Origin of the sequence: Azospira inquinata (assembly GCF_018905915.1) — a bacterium.
In the GTDB taxonomy this organism is placed as follows: Bacteria; Pseudomonadota; Gammaproteobacteria; order Burkholderiales; family Rhodocyclaceae; genus Azospira; species Azospira inquinata.
The window spans coordinates 699088-712697 of the sequence record NZ_CP064782.1 but is presented as its reverse complement, the minus strand read 5'-3'; the positions used below and the strand labels follow the sequence as shown (position 1 = coordinate 712697).

Below are 13610 nucleotides of genomic sequence, written 5' to 3'. Positions count from 1 at the left end.
CCCGACCGGTGCCCGCCCCGCTGTTGAAGCCAGGGGCGATCCGGTGCCCAGGCGGCCTTAGGCCGCCTTTTCTTTGCCCGGGCGGGTGAGCCGGGCGTAGAGCACCACGGCGGTAAAGAAAATAACGCTTAGCCCAGTTTCCCCCCAGGCCAGCCACTGACTCAGGCCCTGGTCCGAGGTGGCCCGCACCACCCCTTCCGTAAAATAGAAGAGGATGAAAAGGGAACTCCACTGGTAGGTGTAGCGCCGTCCCTTGAGAATGCCGAAGAGGGGCGCCAGCAGGGGAATGGCCTTAAAGGCCAGGGCCGAGCCCCCCGGATGGAGGGGGGCAAGGCGCAGTTCCCAGGCCAGACACAGGGCGATGAGGGCGATCAGACTGGCGCTGGCCAGGAATACGAGGCGTTGGGGCATGGCGGGGCGGATTCAGGTTGGGCGGGTATTATAACGGCAAGCAAAACTGGGTAAGGATGAGCGCATCCATGGCAAGCAGCAGGCGGGGCAACAGCAGACAGCGGGGCTTTGTGGGGGAAATCCTGCACCGTTTTGTGGAGGAGCGCTTTTTCCAGATCGGCGCCAGTCTGGCCTATACCACCCTACTGTCCCTGGTGCCCCTGGTGGCCTTGGTGGTGGGGATCGTTTCCATTTTTCCATTTTTCCACGCGGTGCTGGCCCAGGTTAACCGCTTTCTGGTGCAAAACCTGTTGCCGGAAAAGGCGGGGGCGGTGATTGCCCAATATACCCTGACCTTTTCCCAGAAGGCCCAGGATATGACCTGGCTGGGCCTGGCCTTCCTCGCCCTAACCGCCCTGCTGCTCATGGTTTCCGTGGAAAAAACCTTCAACCATGTGTGGCGGGTCAATGCTTCCCGGCCCATCGGGGAAAGGATCAAGCTCTACTGCATCATGCTGCTCCTGGGGCCCCTGGTCCTGGGGGGCATTTTCGGCGCCATGTCCTACGGGGTGACCGTGTCCCTGGGCCTGTTCGGGGAGCCCCCCTGGCTGCAACACTACCTTTTCAAAGGGGTGTCCCTGGCCCTGCTGTGGGGCTTTTTCGCCTTTCTCTATTACGCCGTGCCCAATGCCCGGGTGCGCCTGGGTCATGCCCTGGCCGGGGGGCTGTTTGCTGCCGTGGGCATTTCCCTCATGCAGCGGGGCTTTGAAATTTACCTGAGCAATGTGCCGTCCTACACCCTGATTTATGGCGCCTTTGCCGTGGTGCCCATATTCCTGGTGTGGCTCTATCTCTGCTGGTTGGTGCTGCTCTTGGGCGGCCTCATCGCCGCCACCCTGCATCGGCACCGCTAGGCGTTGGCGGCCGGGACGTAGGGGGCGATGGCGAAGGTCTCCACGGCGCCGGTCTGCTCTTCCAGCCGTTGTATCCCGATTTCCCGCACGGCCAGGTTTTCCTGCTGAAGCAGCAGCACCACCATGCCCATATCCGGGCGCAGGGCCCCGGCGGGGGCGAGCAGATGTTCCTCCGGCCGCAGTCCTGGAATGGGGGGAAAGAGCAGGGCGCCGGTCACCGCCTCCTGGGTTTTCCCGGGAACGGCGAAGGTGGCGGGAATGGCCCGGGGGGCAAGGATTTGCAGACCCAGCTCCAGATGCTCCGGATTTTCCGAGAGGGCCCAGCGTACCAGGCAGATTTCCCAATCCGCGCCGTTTTCCCGTTTCAGTGCCACCACATTGCCCACCGCCAGGCCCGTGGTGTGACCGGCCAGATGCATGATGGCGTAGCCTTCCGGGCTTTCATTGGTGACCATCCATTGGGAAAGGGGGCTGTCTTCCCGTTCTCCCTGTTCCAGGGTCAGCCACAATTGTTCCAACCCCAGGCACAGCTTGGCCCGGAAGCTTTGGCGACGGCGAGGAAAGCGGCGTTTGGCCGGATGACCCCAGCTTTTCGCTAGCCGGTGCATCAGCCCCTGACCGGTGGACGTCGCCGCTCCGGGGGGGAGCTGCAGGCTGTCCGGGCTGGCGCCCCCATTCAGTGCTTCGACCCAGGTATCCAGCTGGCGGGCCAGCCGGTCGCAGGAAAACCAAAGCACCGTGGTTTCCGGGGGCGGCAGGCGGCGCACCATGGCCACCGGCCCCCCGTCCCGCTCCGGATCCACCCAGAAAAGGCCGTGATGGCGTTCGTCGGCCACGGAAAGAATTTCCATGTCCTCGCTCAGCCGGTGGGTCATGGCGGCCACAAAAGCCAGCTCTTCCCCGGAATAGGAGGCGGGCTGGGCGCAGGCCAGGAGCAGGGTGCTGCCATAGGCCCGGGCGATATCCTCCGTTTCCCCCGGCGGCGTGGCCCGGCTTAAGCCCTTGCTCTGGGCCAGACGGTAGCTCCGGTGGATGGTTTGCCAAATACCGATGCCGGCGGGAGCGGCGGCCAGGGCGCTGATGAGCAGATGCAGGTAAAGGCACTGCAGCATGCGCCACAGCCCCACTTCCGGGGGCTGGCGCAGGCCTTTGACCAAGTGTAAATCCACGGGATTTTCCACGTCCGCCAGGTAATCCAGGGCCACAGCTTCCAGCAGGCGCTGTTGCTGGCGTATCTGCTGGCGCATTTTCTTCCCCAGGGGCAGGGGGCTGGCGCTTACTTCCGGCCCCAACGCCCGGCCCAGACCCATGGCCCGCTGATAGATCAGCTCCAGAAGCTTGTGGCGCTGTTGGGGGCTGGCCGGGGATTGGCGCAGGGTGTCGAGAAAATCCTGGAGAGTGCTTAAAACCTCCGGGCCAAGCGCCTCCTCCGGCTGGGCGAACCATTGCAACATGGCGCCCGGATCGGGACGAGTGGAGGCGGTGGCCGGAGCATTAAGGGTCATGGTGTCCCGAGGTTGAAATACCGGATGGCTATTATAGGGAGTTCCGGACTAATCCAGAAAATTGAATGACTTAGGGTGGATTTTCTGTGACAAAAGTCACGGTTTTTGACGGTTTGGGACTGGAGAAAAAAGGGGGCAAGGGCCTCCAAAGACAAAAAAGACAAGGGTTTTCCCGTCTGGCCTTGTGGCGTTGGAGGGTGTCGCCCCGGCCCGGGTGGCGTATGGTGGCCGGCGGCCGGGAAGGCCGGGAAGGCCGGGAAGGGCGGGAAGGGCGGGAAGGGCGAGAAGGGCGAGAAGGCGAACTCCGGGGGCGGAAGGCGGAAGGCGGAAGGCGGAAGGCGGAAGGCGGAAGGGCCGCCCGGAGGGTTTCAGCCCGGGTTAAAGCCGGGATGATCCAATTGCTTGTTCTGGCAGCAAAACCCTAAGGAAAAGCTCTTCCATTGTCGGGGATTTTTGCTATACTCTCCCCCTTTTTCTGATTCCGGAAGAACTCACGATGGTCGTCATTCGTCTCTCTCGCGGCGGTTCCAAGAAGCGCCCCTTCTACAATCTGGTCGTGGCTGATTCCCGTAACCGTCGCGATGGTCGTTTCATCGAGCGCGTGGGCTACTACAACCCCATGTCTGCCGATAGCGAAAACGGTCTGGTGATCCAGGCTGATCGCGTTACCTACTGGGCCGAAAAGGGCGCCAAGCTGTCCCCCACCGTGGCCCGCTTGGTTAAGCAATCCGCCAAGGCTGCTGCCTAATCGCCTTGTCTGACGCAGCCGGGAACACCATGGTTGTATTGGGGGCCGTGACCGGCCCCCATGGGGTTCACGGCTGGGTACGGGTGCATCCCTTCGGGGATGATCCCTTAAGTTGGTCGAAAATGCCCGTCTGGTGGCTGGGCCCTGAGGCTGGTCCGTGGCAGGAGATGAAAATTTCCCGCTGTCGGCTGCAAGGGGATGGGTTGGTGGTGGCCTTTGATGGCGTCACCGACCGTAACCAGGCGGAAGCCCTCCAGAAACTGCTGGTGGCGGCTCCCCGGACGGCTTTGCCGGAAACCGGGGAAAACGAATTCTATTGGGCCGATTTAATCGGTGCCAAGGTGCTAAACACCCGGGATGAATGCCTGGGCGTGGTCCAGGGTTTGATCGAGACCGGCGCCAATGATGTGCTGCGTGTTCATGGGGAAGATGGGGAAGAACGCCTCATCCCCTTCGTGAATGCGGTGGTGACCCAGGTGGACCAGGCCCAGGGCCTGATTCGCGTGGCGTGGGAGCGGGACTGGTGAGCGGGGCGGAGCAGGAAGCCCGATCGGAAAAGGGGCCGTCCCCCGTCTTCGATGTCATCAGCCTCTTTCCCGAAATGTTTGACGCCCTGGCCCATTACGGCATTAGCCGCCGGGCCTTGGAAAACGGTTTGTGGCATCTGGCGACCTGGAATCCCCGGGATTTTGCCGAAGACCATTACCGTACCGTGGATGACCGGCCCTATGGCGGCGGCCCCGGTATGGTGATGTTGCCCGCTCCTCTGGAAAAAGCCATTGCCGCCGCCAAGCAGCGGCAGCGGGATCTGGGGCTGGAGCATTCCCGGGTGGTGCATTTTTCCCCCCAGGGGCGCCCTCTGGACCACGCCACGGTCATGCGTCTTAAGGACGAGCCGGGGCTGATTCTGTTGTGCGGCCGTTATGAAGGCATCGACGAGCGGGTGATTGAACGCTGCGTGGATGAAGAGATTTCCATGGGGGATTTTGTCCTGTCGGGGGGCGAAATCCCGGCGATGGCCCTGATGGACGCCATCGTTCGGCAACTGCCGGGAGCCTTGCATGATGCGGCTTCGGCGGAGCAGGATTCCTTTGTGGAAGGGCTCCTGGATTGCCCCCATTTCACCCGGCCGGAAGTGTATGAAAACATGGAGGTGCCGCCGGTGTTGTTGTCCGGCCACCACGAAGCCATTCGTCGCTGGCGTCTGAAACAGTCGCTGGCCCGAACCCGGAAGCGCCGTCCGGAGTTGTTTGCCAAATGGCTGGCGCAGCAGACCGCGGAAGGCAAAAAGCTTTCCAAGGAAGTGACGCAACTCCTCAGCGAGCTATCGCGAGAGGAGCAATGCGGTGAGATAAAACATAACTGAAGGAACTCACATGAACCTGATTCAACAACTGGAACAGGAAGAGCTGGCCCGCCTGACCGCCGGCAAGACCATTCCCGAATTCGCCCCTGGCGATACCGTGGTGGTTGGCGTGAACGTGGTGGAAGGTAGCCGCAAGCGGGTCCAGGCCTATGAAGGCGTGGTCATTGCCAAGCGCAACCGGGGTCTTAACTCCGCTTTCACCGTGCGGAAGATTTCTTCCGGTGAAGGCGTGGAACGGACTTTCCAAACCTATTCCCCCATGATCGCTTCCATCGAAGTGAAGCGTCGTGGTGACGTGCGTCGTGCCAAGCTGTACTACCTGCGTCAACGTTCCGGCAAGTCTGCCCGGATCAAGGAAAAGCTCGTTACCAAGCAAGGCTAATCCAGCCTTTACCGGTATTAAAAGGGTGCCCCTGGGCACCCTTTTTTATTGGGCGGTGGCCTTGGAGGGGGGGCGCCACGCCTAGTGTGAAGGCCCATGCGCTGCCCTGGTCTGTTTCGGAGCACCGATTTTCCGGGCCAGGGAGGCGGCGTGCGGCTACCGGGCAAAAAAAAGGCGCCCGGATGGGGCGCCTTGGTGGGTAAGGGGCGGTGGCAGGCTGGTGCCGAAGACCGCCCTTAGCCTTTGGCCTAGTGGCTGGCTTTTTTGTCCCGCTCGATCAGGGCGTAGGCCGAGTGGTTGTGGATGGATTCAAAATTTTCCGATTCCACCACGTAGTAATCGATGCGGGGCTCCGCATTGAGGGCGGCGGCCACGTCCCGGACCATGTCTTCCACGAACTTGGGATTGTCGTAGGCCTTTTCCGTGACGTACTTTTCATCCGGGCGCTTGAGCAGGCCGTAAAGCTCGCAGGACGCCTGTTTCTCGATGAGCCGGACCAGTTCCTCTATCCACAGCAGGTCGTTAGTGCGGGCCGTCACCGTGACGTGGGAACGCTGGTTGTGGGCGCCCCGGTCGGAGATTTTCTTGGAGCAGGGGCAGAGGCTGGTGACGGGCACCACCACCTTGATAGTGGAACTGATTTCCCCGTGGCAGATGTCCCCGATAAAGGTCACATCGTAGTCCAGCAGGCTTTTGACCCCGGAAACCGGGGCGGATTTGTTGATGAAATAGGGGAAATTCATCTCAATGTGGCCGGTCTGGGCTTCCAGGCGCTCCACCATGGATTGGAGCATCACCGGGAAGGACTCCACGGACAGGGCGTTTTCCTGGCTGTTGAGAATTTCCACAAAGCGGGACATGTGGGTGCCCTTGAAATTATGGGGCAATCCCACGTACATGTTGAAGACGGCGATGGTGGCCTGATCTTGTCCATGCTCATCCCGCACCCGGACCGGGTGGCGGATGGCTTTGATGCCCACCCGGTTAATGGCCAGGTGCCGGGTATCGGCGCTGCTCTGCACGTCGGGCATGGGCGCGGCGGGGTGTTGGGGTGCGTTCATATTCTTGTCCTGTTGGTCGGGGTTGGGGCGGAGGCGGTGGCTGACGGGGCGGTTCAGGCGGGAAACTGCCGGGCCTGCCATTCCTGGACGCTGCGGAGGATGCCCGCCCCGTCCAGTCCGGCTTCCGCCAGGAGCAGCCCCTGGTCGCCGTGATCCATGAAACGGTCCGGCAGGCCCAGGTGCAGCAGGGGTTTGACCACCCCATGGCTGGCCAGGATACGGGCCGCCTCGCTGCCCGCGCCACCGCTCACCACATTCTCTTCGAGGGTAATCAGGCCCTCATGGTTCCCTGCCAATTCCAACAACAGCTTTTCATCCATGGGTTTGACGAAGCGCATGTTGGCTACGCTGGCGTCCAGGGCCTCGGCGGCCTCCAGGGCGGCACCCAGGGGGCTGCCGAAGACCAGAAAGGCCAGTTTATGGCCCCGGCGGCGCATTTCCCCCTTGCCCAGGGGCAGGGGTTCCAGGGCCGTCTCCGGCGTTATGCCCATGCCGCCGCCCCGAGGGTAGCGCACGGCGGCGGGGCCGTCGTGGAGGAAGGCGGTGGTGAGCATGCGCCGGCATTCGTTTTCGTCCCCCGGGCACATCACCACCAGATTGGGGATGCAGGCCAGGAAGGAGAGATCGAAGGCGCCGTGGTGGGTAGCCCCGTCCGCCCCCACCAGGCCGCCCCGGTCGATGGCGAAGGTCACCGGCAGGTTTTGCAGGGCCACATCGTGGATGAGCTGGTCATAGGCCCGCTGGAGGAAGGTGGAATAGATGGCCACCACGGGCTTCAACCCTTCGCAGGCCAGTCCGGCGGCGAAGGTGACCGCATGCTGCTCCGCGATACCCACGTCGTAGTAGCGCTCCGGGAACAGCTCGGCAAAGCGCACCAGGCCGGAGCCTTCCCCCATGGCGGGGGTGATGCCCACCAGCCGGGGATCGGCGGCGGCCATGTCGCAGAGCCAGTCGGAAAACACCCGGGTGTAGGTGAGTTTGCCTCCGCCCTTGCCGGTCTGAATGCCTTCCTCCGGCTTGAACTTGGAGACCCCGTGGTAGAGCACCGGGTCCGCCTCCGCCAGCTTGTAGCCATGGCCCTTTTTGGTGATGACGTGGAGGAAACGGGGGCCCTTCATGTCCTTCAGGTTTTGCAGGGTGGGGATCAGGGCATTCAGGTCATGACCGTCGATGGGGCCGATGTAGTTGAAGCCCAGTTCCTCGAACAGGGTGCCCGGGGTGAGCATGCCCTTGACGTGCTCTTCCGCCCGCTTGGCCAGTTCCAGCAGGGGCGGGGCCATGCCCAGCACCTTTTCTCCGGCCTTGCGGGCGGCGGAATAGAAGTTGCCGGACATGATCCGGGCCAGGTATTTGTTCAGGGCGCCCACCGGGGGGGAGATGGACATTTCGTTGTCGTTGAGGATGACCAGCATGTCCGCGTCCGCCACCCCGGCGTTATTCAGGGCTTCGAAGGCCATGCCGGCGGACATGGCCCCGTCGCCGATAATGGCGATGGCCGCCCGCTTTTCCCCCTTCTGCTTGGCCCCCAGGGCCATGCCCAGGGCGGCGGAGATGGAGGTGGAGGAATGGCCGACCCCAAAGGTGTCGTATTCGCTTTCCGTGCGCTTGGGAAAGCCGGAAACGCCTCCCGCCATGCGCAGCCGGGCCATGCCCTCCCGGCGGCCGGTAAGGATCTTGTGGGTGTAGCACTGATGCCCCACGTCCCAGACCAGCCGGTCCCGGGGGGTCTCGAAGACGTAGTGGAGGGCGATGGTCAGTTCCACCGTTCCCAGGTTGGAGGATAGGTGCCCCCCCGTGCGGGCCACGGATTCGATGAGAAAGGCCCGGATTTCATCGGCCAGGGGCAACAGCTGGCGCCGCTCCAGCCGACGCAGTTGGCTGGGATCGTGGATGGTGTCGAGGAGGGGGTAGGCGGACATGGCTGGGCTTGCGCTCCGATAAGCCGGTCAGAATTTGCGGTGGGTGATGAAGTCGGTGAGGGCGATGAGGCGGGTGGCCCGGGGGCCGAAAATATCCAGGGCGGTGACGGCTTGGCGGCGCAGCTCTTCCGCGTAGTCCTGGGCGCCGCCCAGGCCCAGGAGACTGACGTAGGTGGGTTTGTCCGCCGCCGCATCCTTGCCTGCGGTTTTGCCCAGGGTGGCGGTGCTGGCCGTGCAGTCCAGAATGTCATCCACCACCTGGAACAGCAGGCCGGCCCGCTTGGCGTAGGTGTCCAGGCGCGCCCGGGCCTCCGGTGCCAGGGCCTCGCCGCACAGGGCGCCCATGAGCACGGCGGCCCGGATCAGGGCGCCGGTTTTTAAGGCATGCATCAATTCCAGTTCGGGCTGGGTCAGGGCCTGGTCGTGGGCCCGGCCCACCGCCTCCAGGTCAATGGCCTGACCGCCGGCCATGCCCCGGGAGCCGCTGGCCTGGGCCAGGAGGGCGAGCAATTCCACCTGCCGGGCCGGTGCCAGTTCCAGGGGCCGGGCCAGGAGGTCGAAGGCCAGGGTCTGGAGGGCGTCCCCGGCCAGCATGGCCGTGGCTTCCCCATATTCCACGTGGCAGGTGGGGCGGCCCCGGCGCAGCACGTCATTGTCCATGGCCGGGAGGTCGTCATGGACCAGAGAATAGGCGTGGATCAGCTCCACGGCGCAGGCGGCGCTGTCCAGCAGATCCGCCGGGGCCCCGGTGATTTCCCCAGCGGCGAAGGCCAACAGGGGCCGTACCCGCTTGCCCCCGCCCAGGGCGGCATAGCGCATGGCCTGGTGCAGGGTGGCGGGGGCGTGATCCGGGGCCGGCAAAAAGCGGCCCAGGGCCGCTTCGGTGCGGGCCTGAACGGCCCCCATCCATTCCGGAAAAGGCAGGGCAGTGGCGGACATGGACAAGGCTTTCAGTGGGATTCGGTAGGGCGAAAGTCGCGCAGGGAGCCGTTTTCCAGTACCTGGATTTTTTCCTCGGCGACTTGCAGTTGACGCTGGCAGAACTGGAGCAGTTCCGTGCCCCGGCGATAGGCTTCCAGGGATTCTTCCAGAGACAGTTTGCCACCCTCCATGGCCTGGGCGATGCGCTCGAGTTCGGTAAGGGCGGTTTCGAATTTGAGAGGGGCGGGTTCTTGCCCGTCCGCAGGCGTGGATGACGGGGCGGTTTGATCCATGTCAATAGCCATCAGAAACGGGAAAAAATAACTTATTCAGGGGCTTTTGGTCAAATTTGATCCAGGCTACAATCCCGCCTCCCTTGATTTATTAACTGATTTCTACCCTTTGCCACTTCCCGGAGGTGTGGAGATGTCCGAGATCGTCACCAGCAACCATTTGGCTCCGGCCGTAACCCAATTCCCCGTCGACTGGTATTTCGACGAAAAAATGTTCGAATTGGAGCAGAAACTCTTCTTCGAGCAGGGGCCCGGGTACGTCGGCCATGAGCTGATGGTGCCCCATGTGCACGATTACCGGACCCTGGAATGGCAGGATCATGGCCGTATGGTGGTGCGCCAGCCGGACGGGGTGTACGACATGTCCAATATCTGCCGCCACCGCCAGGCTGTCATGTTGCAGGGCAGCGGCAATGCGGAAAACGTGGTGTGTCCCCTGCACCGCTGGACCTATGACACGGAAGGCAGCCTCATCGGCGCCCCCCATTTCCCCGCCAATCCCTGCCTCAATCTCAATAAGCGCAAGCTGGAATCCTGGAACGGACTGCTCTTCAAGGGGCCCCGCTCCGTCGGTCAGGATCTGGCCGGGATGAATGTGGCTGGGGAATTCGATTTCGCCGGTTACAAGCTGGACCGGGTGGAAATGCACCAGTGCAACTACAACTGGAAGACCTTCATCGAGGTCTATCTGGAGGACTACCACGTGGTCCCCTTCCATCCGGGTCTGGGCAATTTCGTCACCTGCGACGACCTTACCTGGCAGTTCGGCGAATGGTATTCCGTCCAGCGGGTGGGCATTACCTCCCTGCTCAAGGAAGGCTCCCCGGTCTATGCCCGCTGGCAGAAGGCGGTGCGGGACTTCTACGCCGCCAAGGGGGAATCCCCCCGGCAGGGCGCCGTGTGGCTGACCTACTACCCCAATGTGATGGTGGAGTGGTATCCCCACGTCCTGGTGGTGTCCACCCTGGTACCCCAGGATGTGAACAAGACCATGAATGTGGTGGAGTTCTACTATCCGGAAGAAATCGTGGATTTCGAACGGGAGTTCATCGAAGCCGAGCAGGCCGCCTACATGGAAACCGCCATTGAGGACGACGACATCGGCGAACGCATGGACCGGGGTCGCTGGCGTCTCTTCAAGGAAGGCCGCAGCGAAGTGGGGCCCTACCAATCTCCCATGGAAGACGGCATGCAGCACTTCCACGAATTCTATCGTCGCATCATGGCCCCCCACCTGTAGGGCGGGTGGTCAGCCGAAACAGGGCGTCCCAGGGGGCGCCCTTTTTCTTTGCCCTTGCCCGGGGCGCCGGACGCCGCGTTTGGCCGGGGCTTGGGATACACTTGGGCATCCCCAATTTTTAGTGGAGAGCAAAACTATGATCGCAACCGACCATCAAGGCAGCCTGGTATCGGTGTCCGTTTTCGGGGAATTTACCCTGGCCGATTACCGGGAATTCGAAGAGCTGGTCAATTACAAGACTAAATTCGAAGGCCCGGTGGATCTCTTCTTCGATCTGCGGGAGATGGCCGATTTCACCCTGGACGTTGCCTGGGCCGAAGTGAAATTCGGCCGGACCCACGGGGACGCCTTCCGCCGGGTGGCGGTCCTGACCGATAGCCAGTGGGTGGCCTGGAGCGCCTGGCTATCCCAGGCCTTTGTGCACGCCGATGTGCAGGTTTTCAGCGACGAAGCCGAAGCCAAGGCCTGGCTGGCGGAGCAGGCCTGATGACCGTCTCCCCCCTGATTTCCGTGGCGGAACTGGCCGACCATCTGGAAGACCCGGATTGGCGGGTGGTGGATTGTCGCCATAACCTGGCGGCTCCTGAGGCCGGGGAAGCCGCCTACCAGGAAAATCACATTCCCGGGGCCGTGTTCATGCACATGGACCGGGATCTGTCCGGCCCCAAGACCGGCCATAACGGCCGTCATCCCCTGCCCGAGGTGGTGCTGCTGGTGCGCCGTCTGGAAATGCTGGGCATCGGCAACCAGACCCGGGTGGTGGCCTACGACGACTGTGGCGGCATGATGGCGGCCCGGCTGTGGTGGCTGCTGGGCTGGCTAGGCCACGGGGCGGTGTCCGTCCTGGATGGGGGCTTCCCCGCTTGGGTAGGGGCTGGCCAGCCGGTGGACGGGGCGGCGCCCCAGCCCCGTTTGGGCCATTTCACAGCCCGGGTGCAGCCCTGGGTGGTGCTGGCCAGCAAGGTCCTGGCGGGGTTGGGGCATCCGGGGCGCCTGATTCTGGACGCCCGGGCGCCGGACCGCTTTCATGGGGAAAACGAAACCATGGACCCGGTGGGCGGCCATATCCCGGGGGCCCGGAATCGCTTCTTCCGCAACAATCTCACCCCGGAAGGCCAGTTTAAACCGGCCCATGAATTGCAACGGGAATTCCTGGAAATCCTGGGCTCCTTGAGCCCGGAACAGGTGATCCACCAATGCGGTTCCGGGGTCTCCGCCTGCCACAATGTACTTGCCATGGAAGTGGCGGGCCTGCCCGGCTCCAAGCTCTACGCCGGGTCCTGGAGTGAGTGGTGCAGCGACCCTGCCCGGCCGGTGGAAAAGTGAATTTATGAAAAATAGTGTCAACCGACCGAGAAACTGATACGTTATTGCCTGTAACCCGCTCAACGCGGGTGGGTTACAAGAACCATCATCAATTGATCATTTGACGAGGTATAAATAATGAGCAAGCTCCTCTCCGCCCTGGTGGCCTCCCTGTTCGCCGCTTCCGTTTTCGCTGCTGATGCCGCTCCCGCTCCCGCTGCCGCTCCTGAAGCCAGCGCCGACACCGCTGCTGCCGCTCCTGCCAAGAAGGCTCACAAGAAGGCTCACAAGAAGGCCAAGAAGGCTAAGAAGGCTGCTGAAGCCGCTCCTGCCGACGCCGCTCCTGCTGACGCCGCCAAGTAATCGTTTTTTTAAACGATGCTGGAAAAAGCCAGGCTTTGCCTGGCTTTTTCTTTTTCCAACGTCCTGAAACTTGTTTTTACAGGGAAAAACGGAATACCCGGGAAATCAGTCGGGTTTTTTTCCCGTTAACCGATTAAGGGCCCAGGCCACATGTTCCCGCACCAGGGGCGAGGGGTGGTCCAGACGGCGGCGCAGGGCCTGCATCACCGCTGGGCCTCCGGGACCGTTGCCCAGCGCCACGGCGATATTGCGCAGCCAGCGTTCATGGCCGATGCGCCGGATCGGGCTGCCCGCCAGGCGATCGTTGAAATCCGTGGCTTCCCATGCGAACAACTGGAGCAGGGTGGCCGCATCCAGGCCCTCCCGGGGAGAAAACTGGGGGTCCCCCGGGGTGGCGAAGCGATTCCAGGGGCAAACCAGCTGACAGTCGTCGCAGCCGTAGATGCGGTTGCCCAGCAGGGGGCGGAAGGCCTCCGGTATGGGGCCGTGGAGTTCGATGGTCAGGTAGGAGATGCAGCGCCGGGCGTCCAGTTCGTAGGGGGCCAGGATGGCGCCGGTGGGGCAGACGTCCAGACAGCGCCGGCACTGGCCGCAGTGATTGGTTTGGGGCTGGGCGGCGGGTAGGGGCAGGTCCGTATAGATTTCCCCAAGAAAATGCCAGGAACCCTGCCGGGTGAGGAGCAGGGTGTGCTTGCCCCGCCAGCCCAGACCGGCCTGACCCGCCAGTTCCACCTCCAGCACCGGGGCCGAGTCGGCAAAGCAGCGGAAGCCGAAGGGGCCGATGGTCTCTTGCAGCCGTTCCGCCAGTTTTTGCAGCCGGCTGCGCAGGAGTTTGTGATAATCCCGGCCCAAGGCATAGCGGGCCACATAGGCCCGTTCCCCGTCCGCCAGGATTTGGGCCGGGTCGGCCCCGGGGGGCAGGTAGGACTGGAGCACGGAAATAACGCTCAAGGTGTTGGGCACCAGGCGCTCCGGGGCCAGGCGAAGGTCCGCATGCTTGGCCATATAATCCATGTGGCCGTGGCGCCCCAGTTCCAGCCAGCGGTGCAGCTGGGGCCCGGCCCGGCTCAGGTCCGGGCGAGCGATGCCCAGGGCGCTGAAGCCCAGTTCCCGGGCCCATTGCCCCAGGGTGGTCGGCCAATCCGTCCCGTCTTCCGTGCCCAAAGGGCCCGGGAGGGTGGTTTGGGGCATATTTTCTGTGGA

General features: G+C 63.0%; 16 protein-coding genes. 9 read left to right on the top strand and 7 right to left on the bottom strand.

What is annotated here, in order from left to right:
* Positions 1-57: 57 nt before the first annotated feature.
* Positions 58-411, bottom strand: a complete 354-nt coding sequence (locus Azoinq_RS03135; RefSeq protein ID WP_216126299.1) for a DUF2069 domain-containing protein — start codon at positions 409-411, stop codon at positions 58-60.
* A 68-nt stretch (positions 412-479) separates the two neighbouring features.
* On the opposite strand from Azoinq_RS03135, the gene Azoinq_RS03130 reads away from it, so the two are divergent.
* Entirely contained in the window at positions 480-1304 is an 825-nt protein-coding gene (locus tag Azoinq_RS03130; RefSeq protein WP_216126305.1) for a YihY family inner membrane protein, read from the top strand.
* On the opposite strand, the gene Azoinq_RS03125 is transcribed toward Azoinq_RS03130, so the two are convergent.
* Complete coding sequence (locus tag Azoinq_RS03125; protein WP_216126308.1) at positions 1301-2809, bottom strand: hypothetical protein; 1509 nt, start codon at positions 2807-2809, stop codon at positions 1301-1303. The two genes, Azoinq_RS03130 and Azoinq_RS03125, sit on opposite strands and share 4 nt — an antisense overlap.
* Before the next feature lie 496 nt (positions 2810-3305).
* Between Azoinq_RS03125 and rpsP the strand changes: the two genes are divergently transcribed.
* The 4 genes from rpsP (at position 3306) to rplS (ending at position 5305) form a co-directional block, all read left to right on the top strand.
* Positions 3306-3557, top strand: coding sequence for a 30S ribosomal protein S16 (gene rpsP, locus Azoinq_RS03120; RefSeq protein ID WP_216126311.1), 252 nt, complete (start codon positions 3306-3308; stop codon positions 3555-3557).
* A 29-nt stretch (positions 3558-3586) separates the two neighbouring features.
* The gene (rimM, locus tag Azoinq_RS03115) at positions 3587-4084 is read left to right on the top strand and encodes a ribosome maturation factor RimM (RefSeq protein ID WP_216126322.1); all 498 of its coding nucleotides are present in this window, start codon (positions 3587-3589) and stop codon (positions 4082-4084) included.
* Positions 4085-4158: 74 nt separating this feature from the next.
* Positions 4159-4923, top strand: a complete 765-nt coding sequence (trmD, locus tag Azoinq_RS03110) for a tRNA (guanosine(37)-N1)-methyltransferase TrmD (protein ID WP_232368598.1) — start codon at positions 4159-4161, stop codon at positions 4921-4923.
* Between the two features lie 10 nt (positions 4924-4933).
* Complete coding sequence (gene rplS, locus Azoinq_RS03105) at positions 4934-5305, top strand: 50S ribosomal protein L19 (RefSeq protein WP_216126324.1); 372 nt, start codon at positions 4934-4936, stop codon at positions 5303-5305.
* A gap of 248 nt (positions 5306-5553) precedes the next feature.
* Here the strand turns inward: rplS and folE2 are convergent, their stop codons facing one another.
* Genes folE2 through Azoinq_RS03085 form a run of 4 tightly spaced genes read right to left on the bottom strand, consistent with a single transcriptional unit; the run spans position 5554 to position 9499 of the window.
* On the bottom strand, positions 5554-6366 hold the full coding sequence (gene folE2, locus Azoinq_RS03100; protein WP_216126327.1) for a GTP cyclohydrolase FolE2: 813 nt from the start codon (positions 6364-6366) through the stop codon (positions 5554-5556).
* 53 nt (positions 6367-6419) lie between these two features.
* Entirely contained in the window at positions 6420-8285 is a 1866-nt protein-coding gene (gene dxs / locus Azoinq_RS03095; protein WP_216126330.1) for a 1-deoxy-D-xylulose-5-phosphate synthase, read from the bottom strand.
* A gap of 27 nt (positions 8286-8312) precedes the next feature.
* Positions 8313-9224 carry a polyprenyl synthetase family protein gene (locus tag Azoinq_RS03090; protein ID WP_216126333.1) on the bottom strand — a complete coding sequence of 304 codons (912 nt, stop codon included), beginning with the start codon at positions 9222-9224 and terminating at the stop codon, positions 8313-8315.
* Between the two features lie 11 nt (positions 9225-9235).
* Positions 9236-9499, bottom strand: coding sequence for an exodeoxyribonuclease VII small subunit (locus tag Azoinq_RS03085; protein WP_216126354.1), 264 nt, complete (start codon positions 9497-9499; stop codon positions 9236-9238).
* Positions 9500-9632: 133 nt separating this feature from the next.
* On the opposite strand from Azoinq_RS03085, the gene Azoinq_RS03080 reads away from it, so the two are divergent.
* The 4 genes from Azoinq_RS03080 (at position 9633) to Azoinq_RS03065 (ending at position 12407) form a co-directional block, all read left to right on the top strand.
* Positions 9633-10739, top strand: coding sequence for an aromatic ring-hydroxylating oxygenase subunit alpha (locus Azoinq_RS03080; RefSeq protein WP_216126364.1), 1107 nt, complete (start codon positions 9633-9635; stop codon positions 10737-10739).
* Positions 10740-10875: 136 nt separating this feature from the next.
* Entirely contained in the window at positions 10876-11226 is a 351-nt protein-coding gene (locus Azoinq_RS03075) for a SpoIIAA family protein (protein ID WP_216126366.1), read from the top strand.
* Positions 11226-12065: a sulfurtransferase gene (locus Azoinq_RS03070; RefSeq protein WP_216126368.1), complete on the top strand. Its 840-nt coding sequence runs from the start codon at positions 11226-11228 to the stop codon at positions 12063-12065. Before Azoinq_RS03075 ends, Azoinq_RS03070 begins: the two co-directional genes overlap by 1 nt.
* A 117-nt stretch (positions 12066-12182) precedes the next feature.
* The gene (locus Azoinq_RS03065; protein ID WP_216126371.1) at positions 12183-12407 is read left to right on the top strand and encodes a hypothetical protein; all 225 of its coding nucleotides are present in this window, start codon (positions 12183-12185) and stop codon (positions 12405-12407) included.
* Between the two features lie 105 nt (positions 12408-12512).
* On the opposite strand, the gene queG is transcribed toward Azoinq_RS03065, so the two are convergent.
* Entirely contained in the window at positions 12513-13598 is a 1086-nt protein-coding gene (queG, locus tag Azoinq_RS03060) for a tRNA epoxyqueuosine(34) reductase QueG (protein ID WP_216126374.1), read from the bottom strand.
* Positions 13599-13610: the final 12 nt, after the last annotated feature.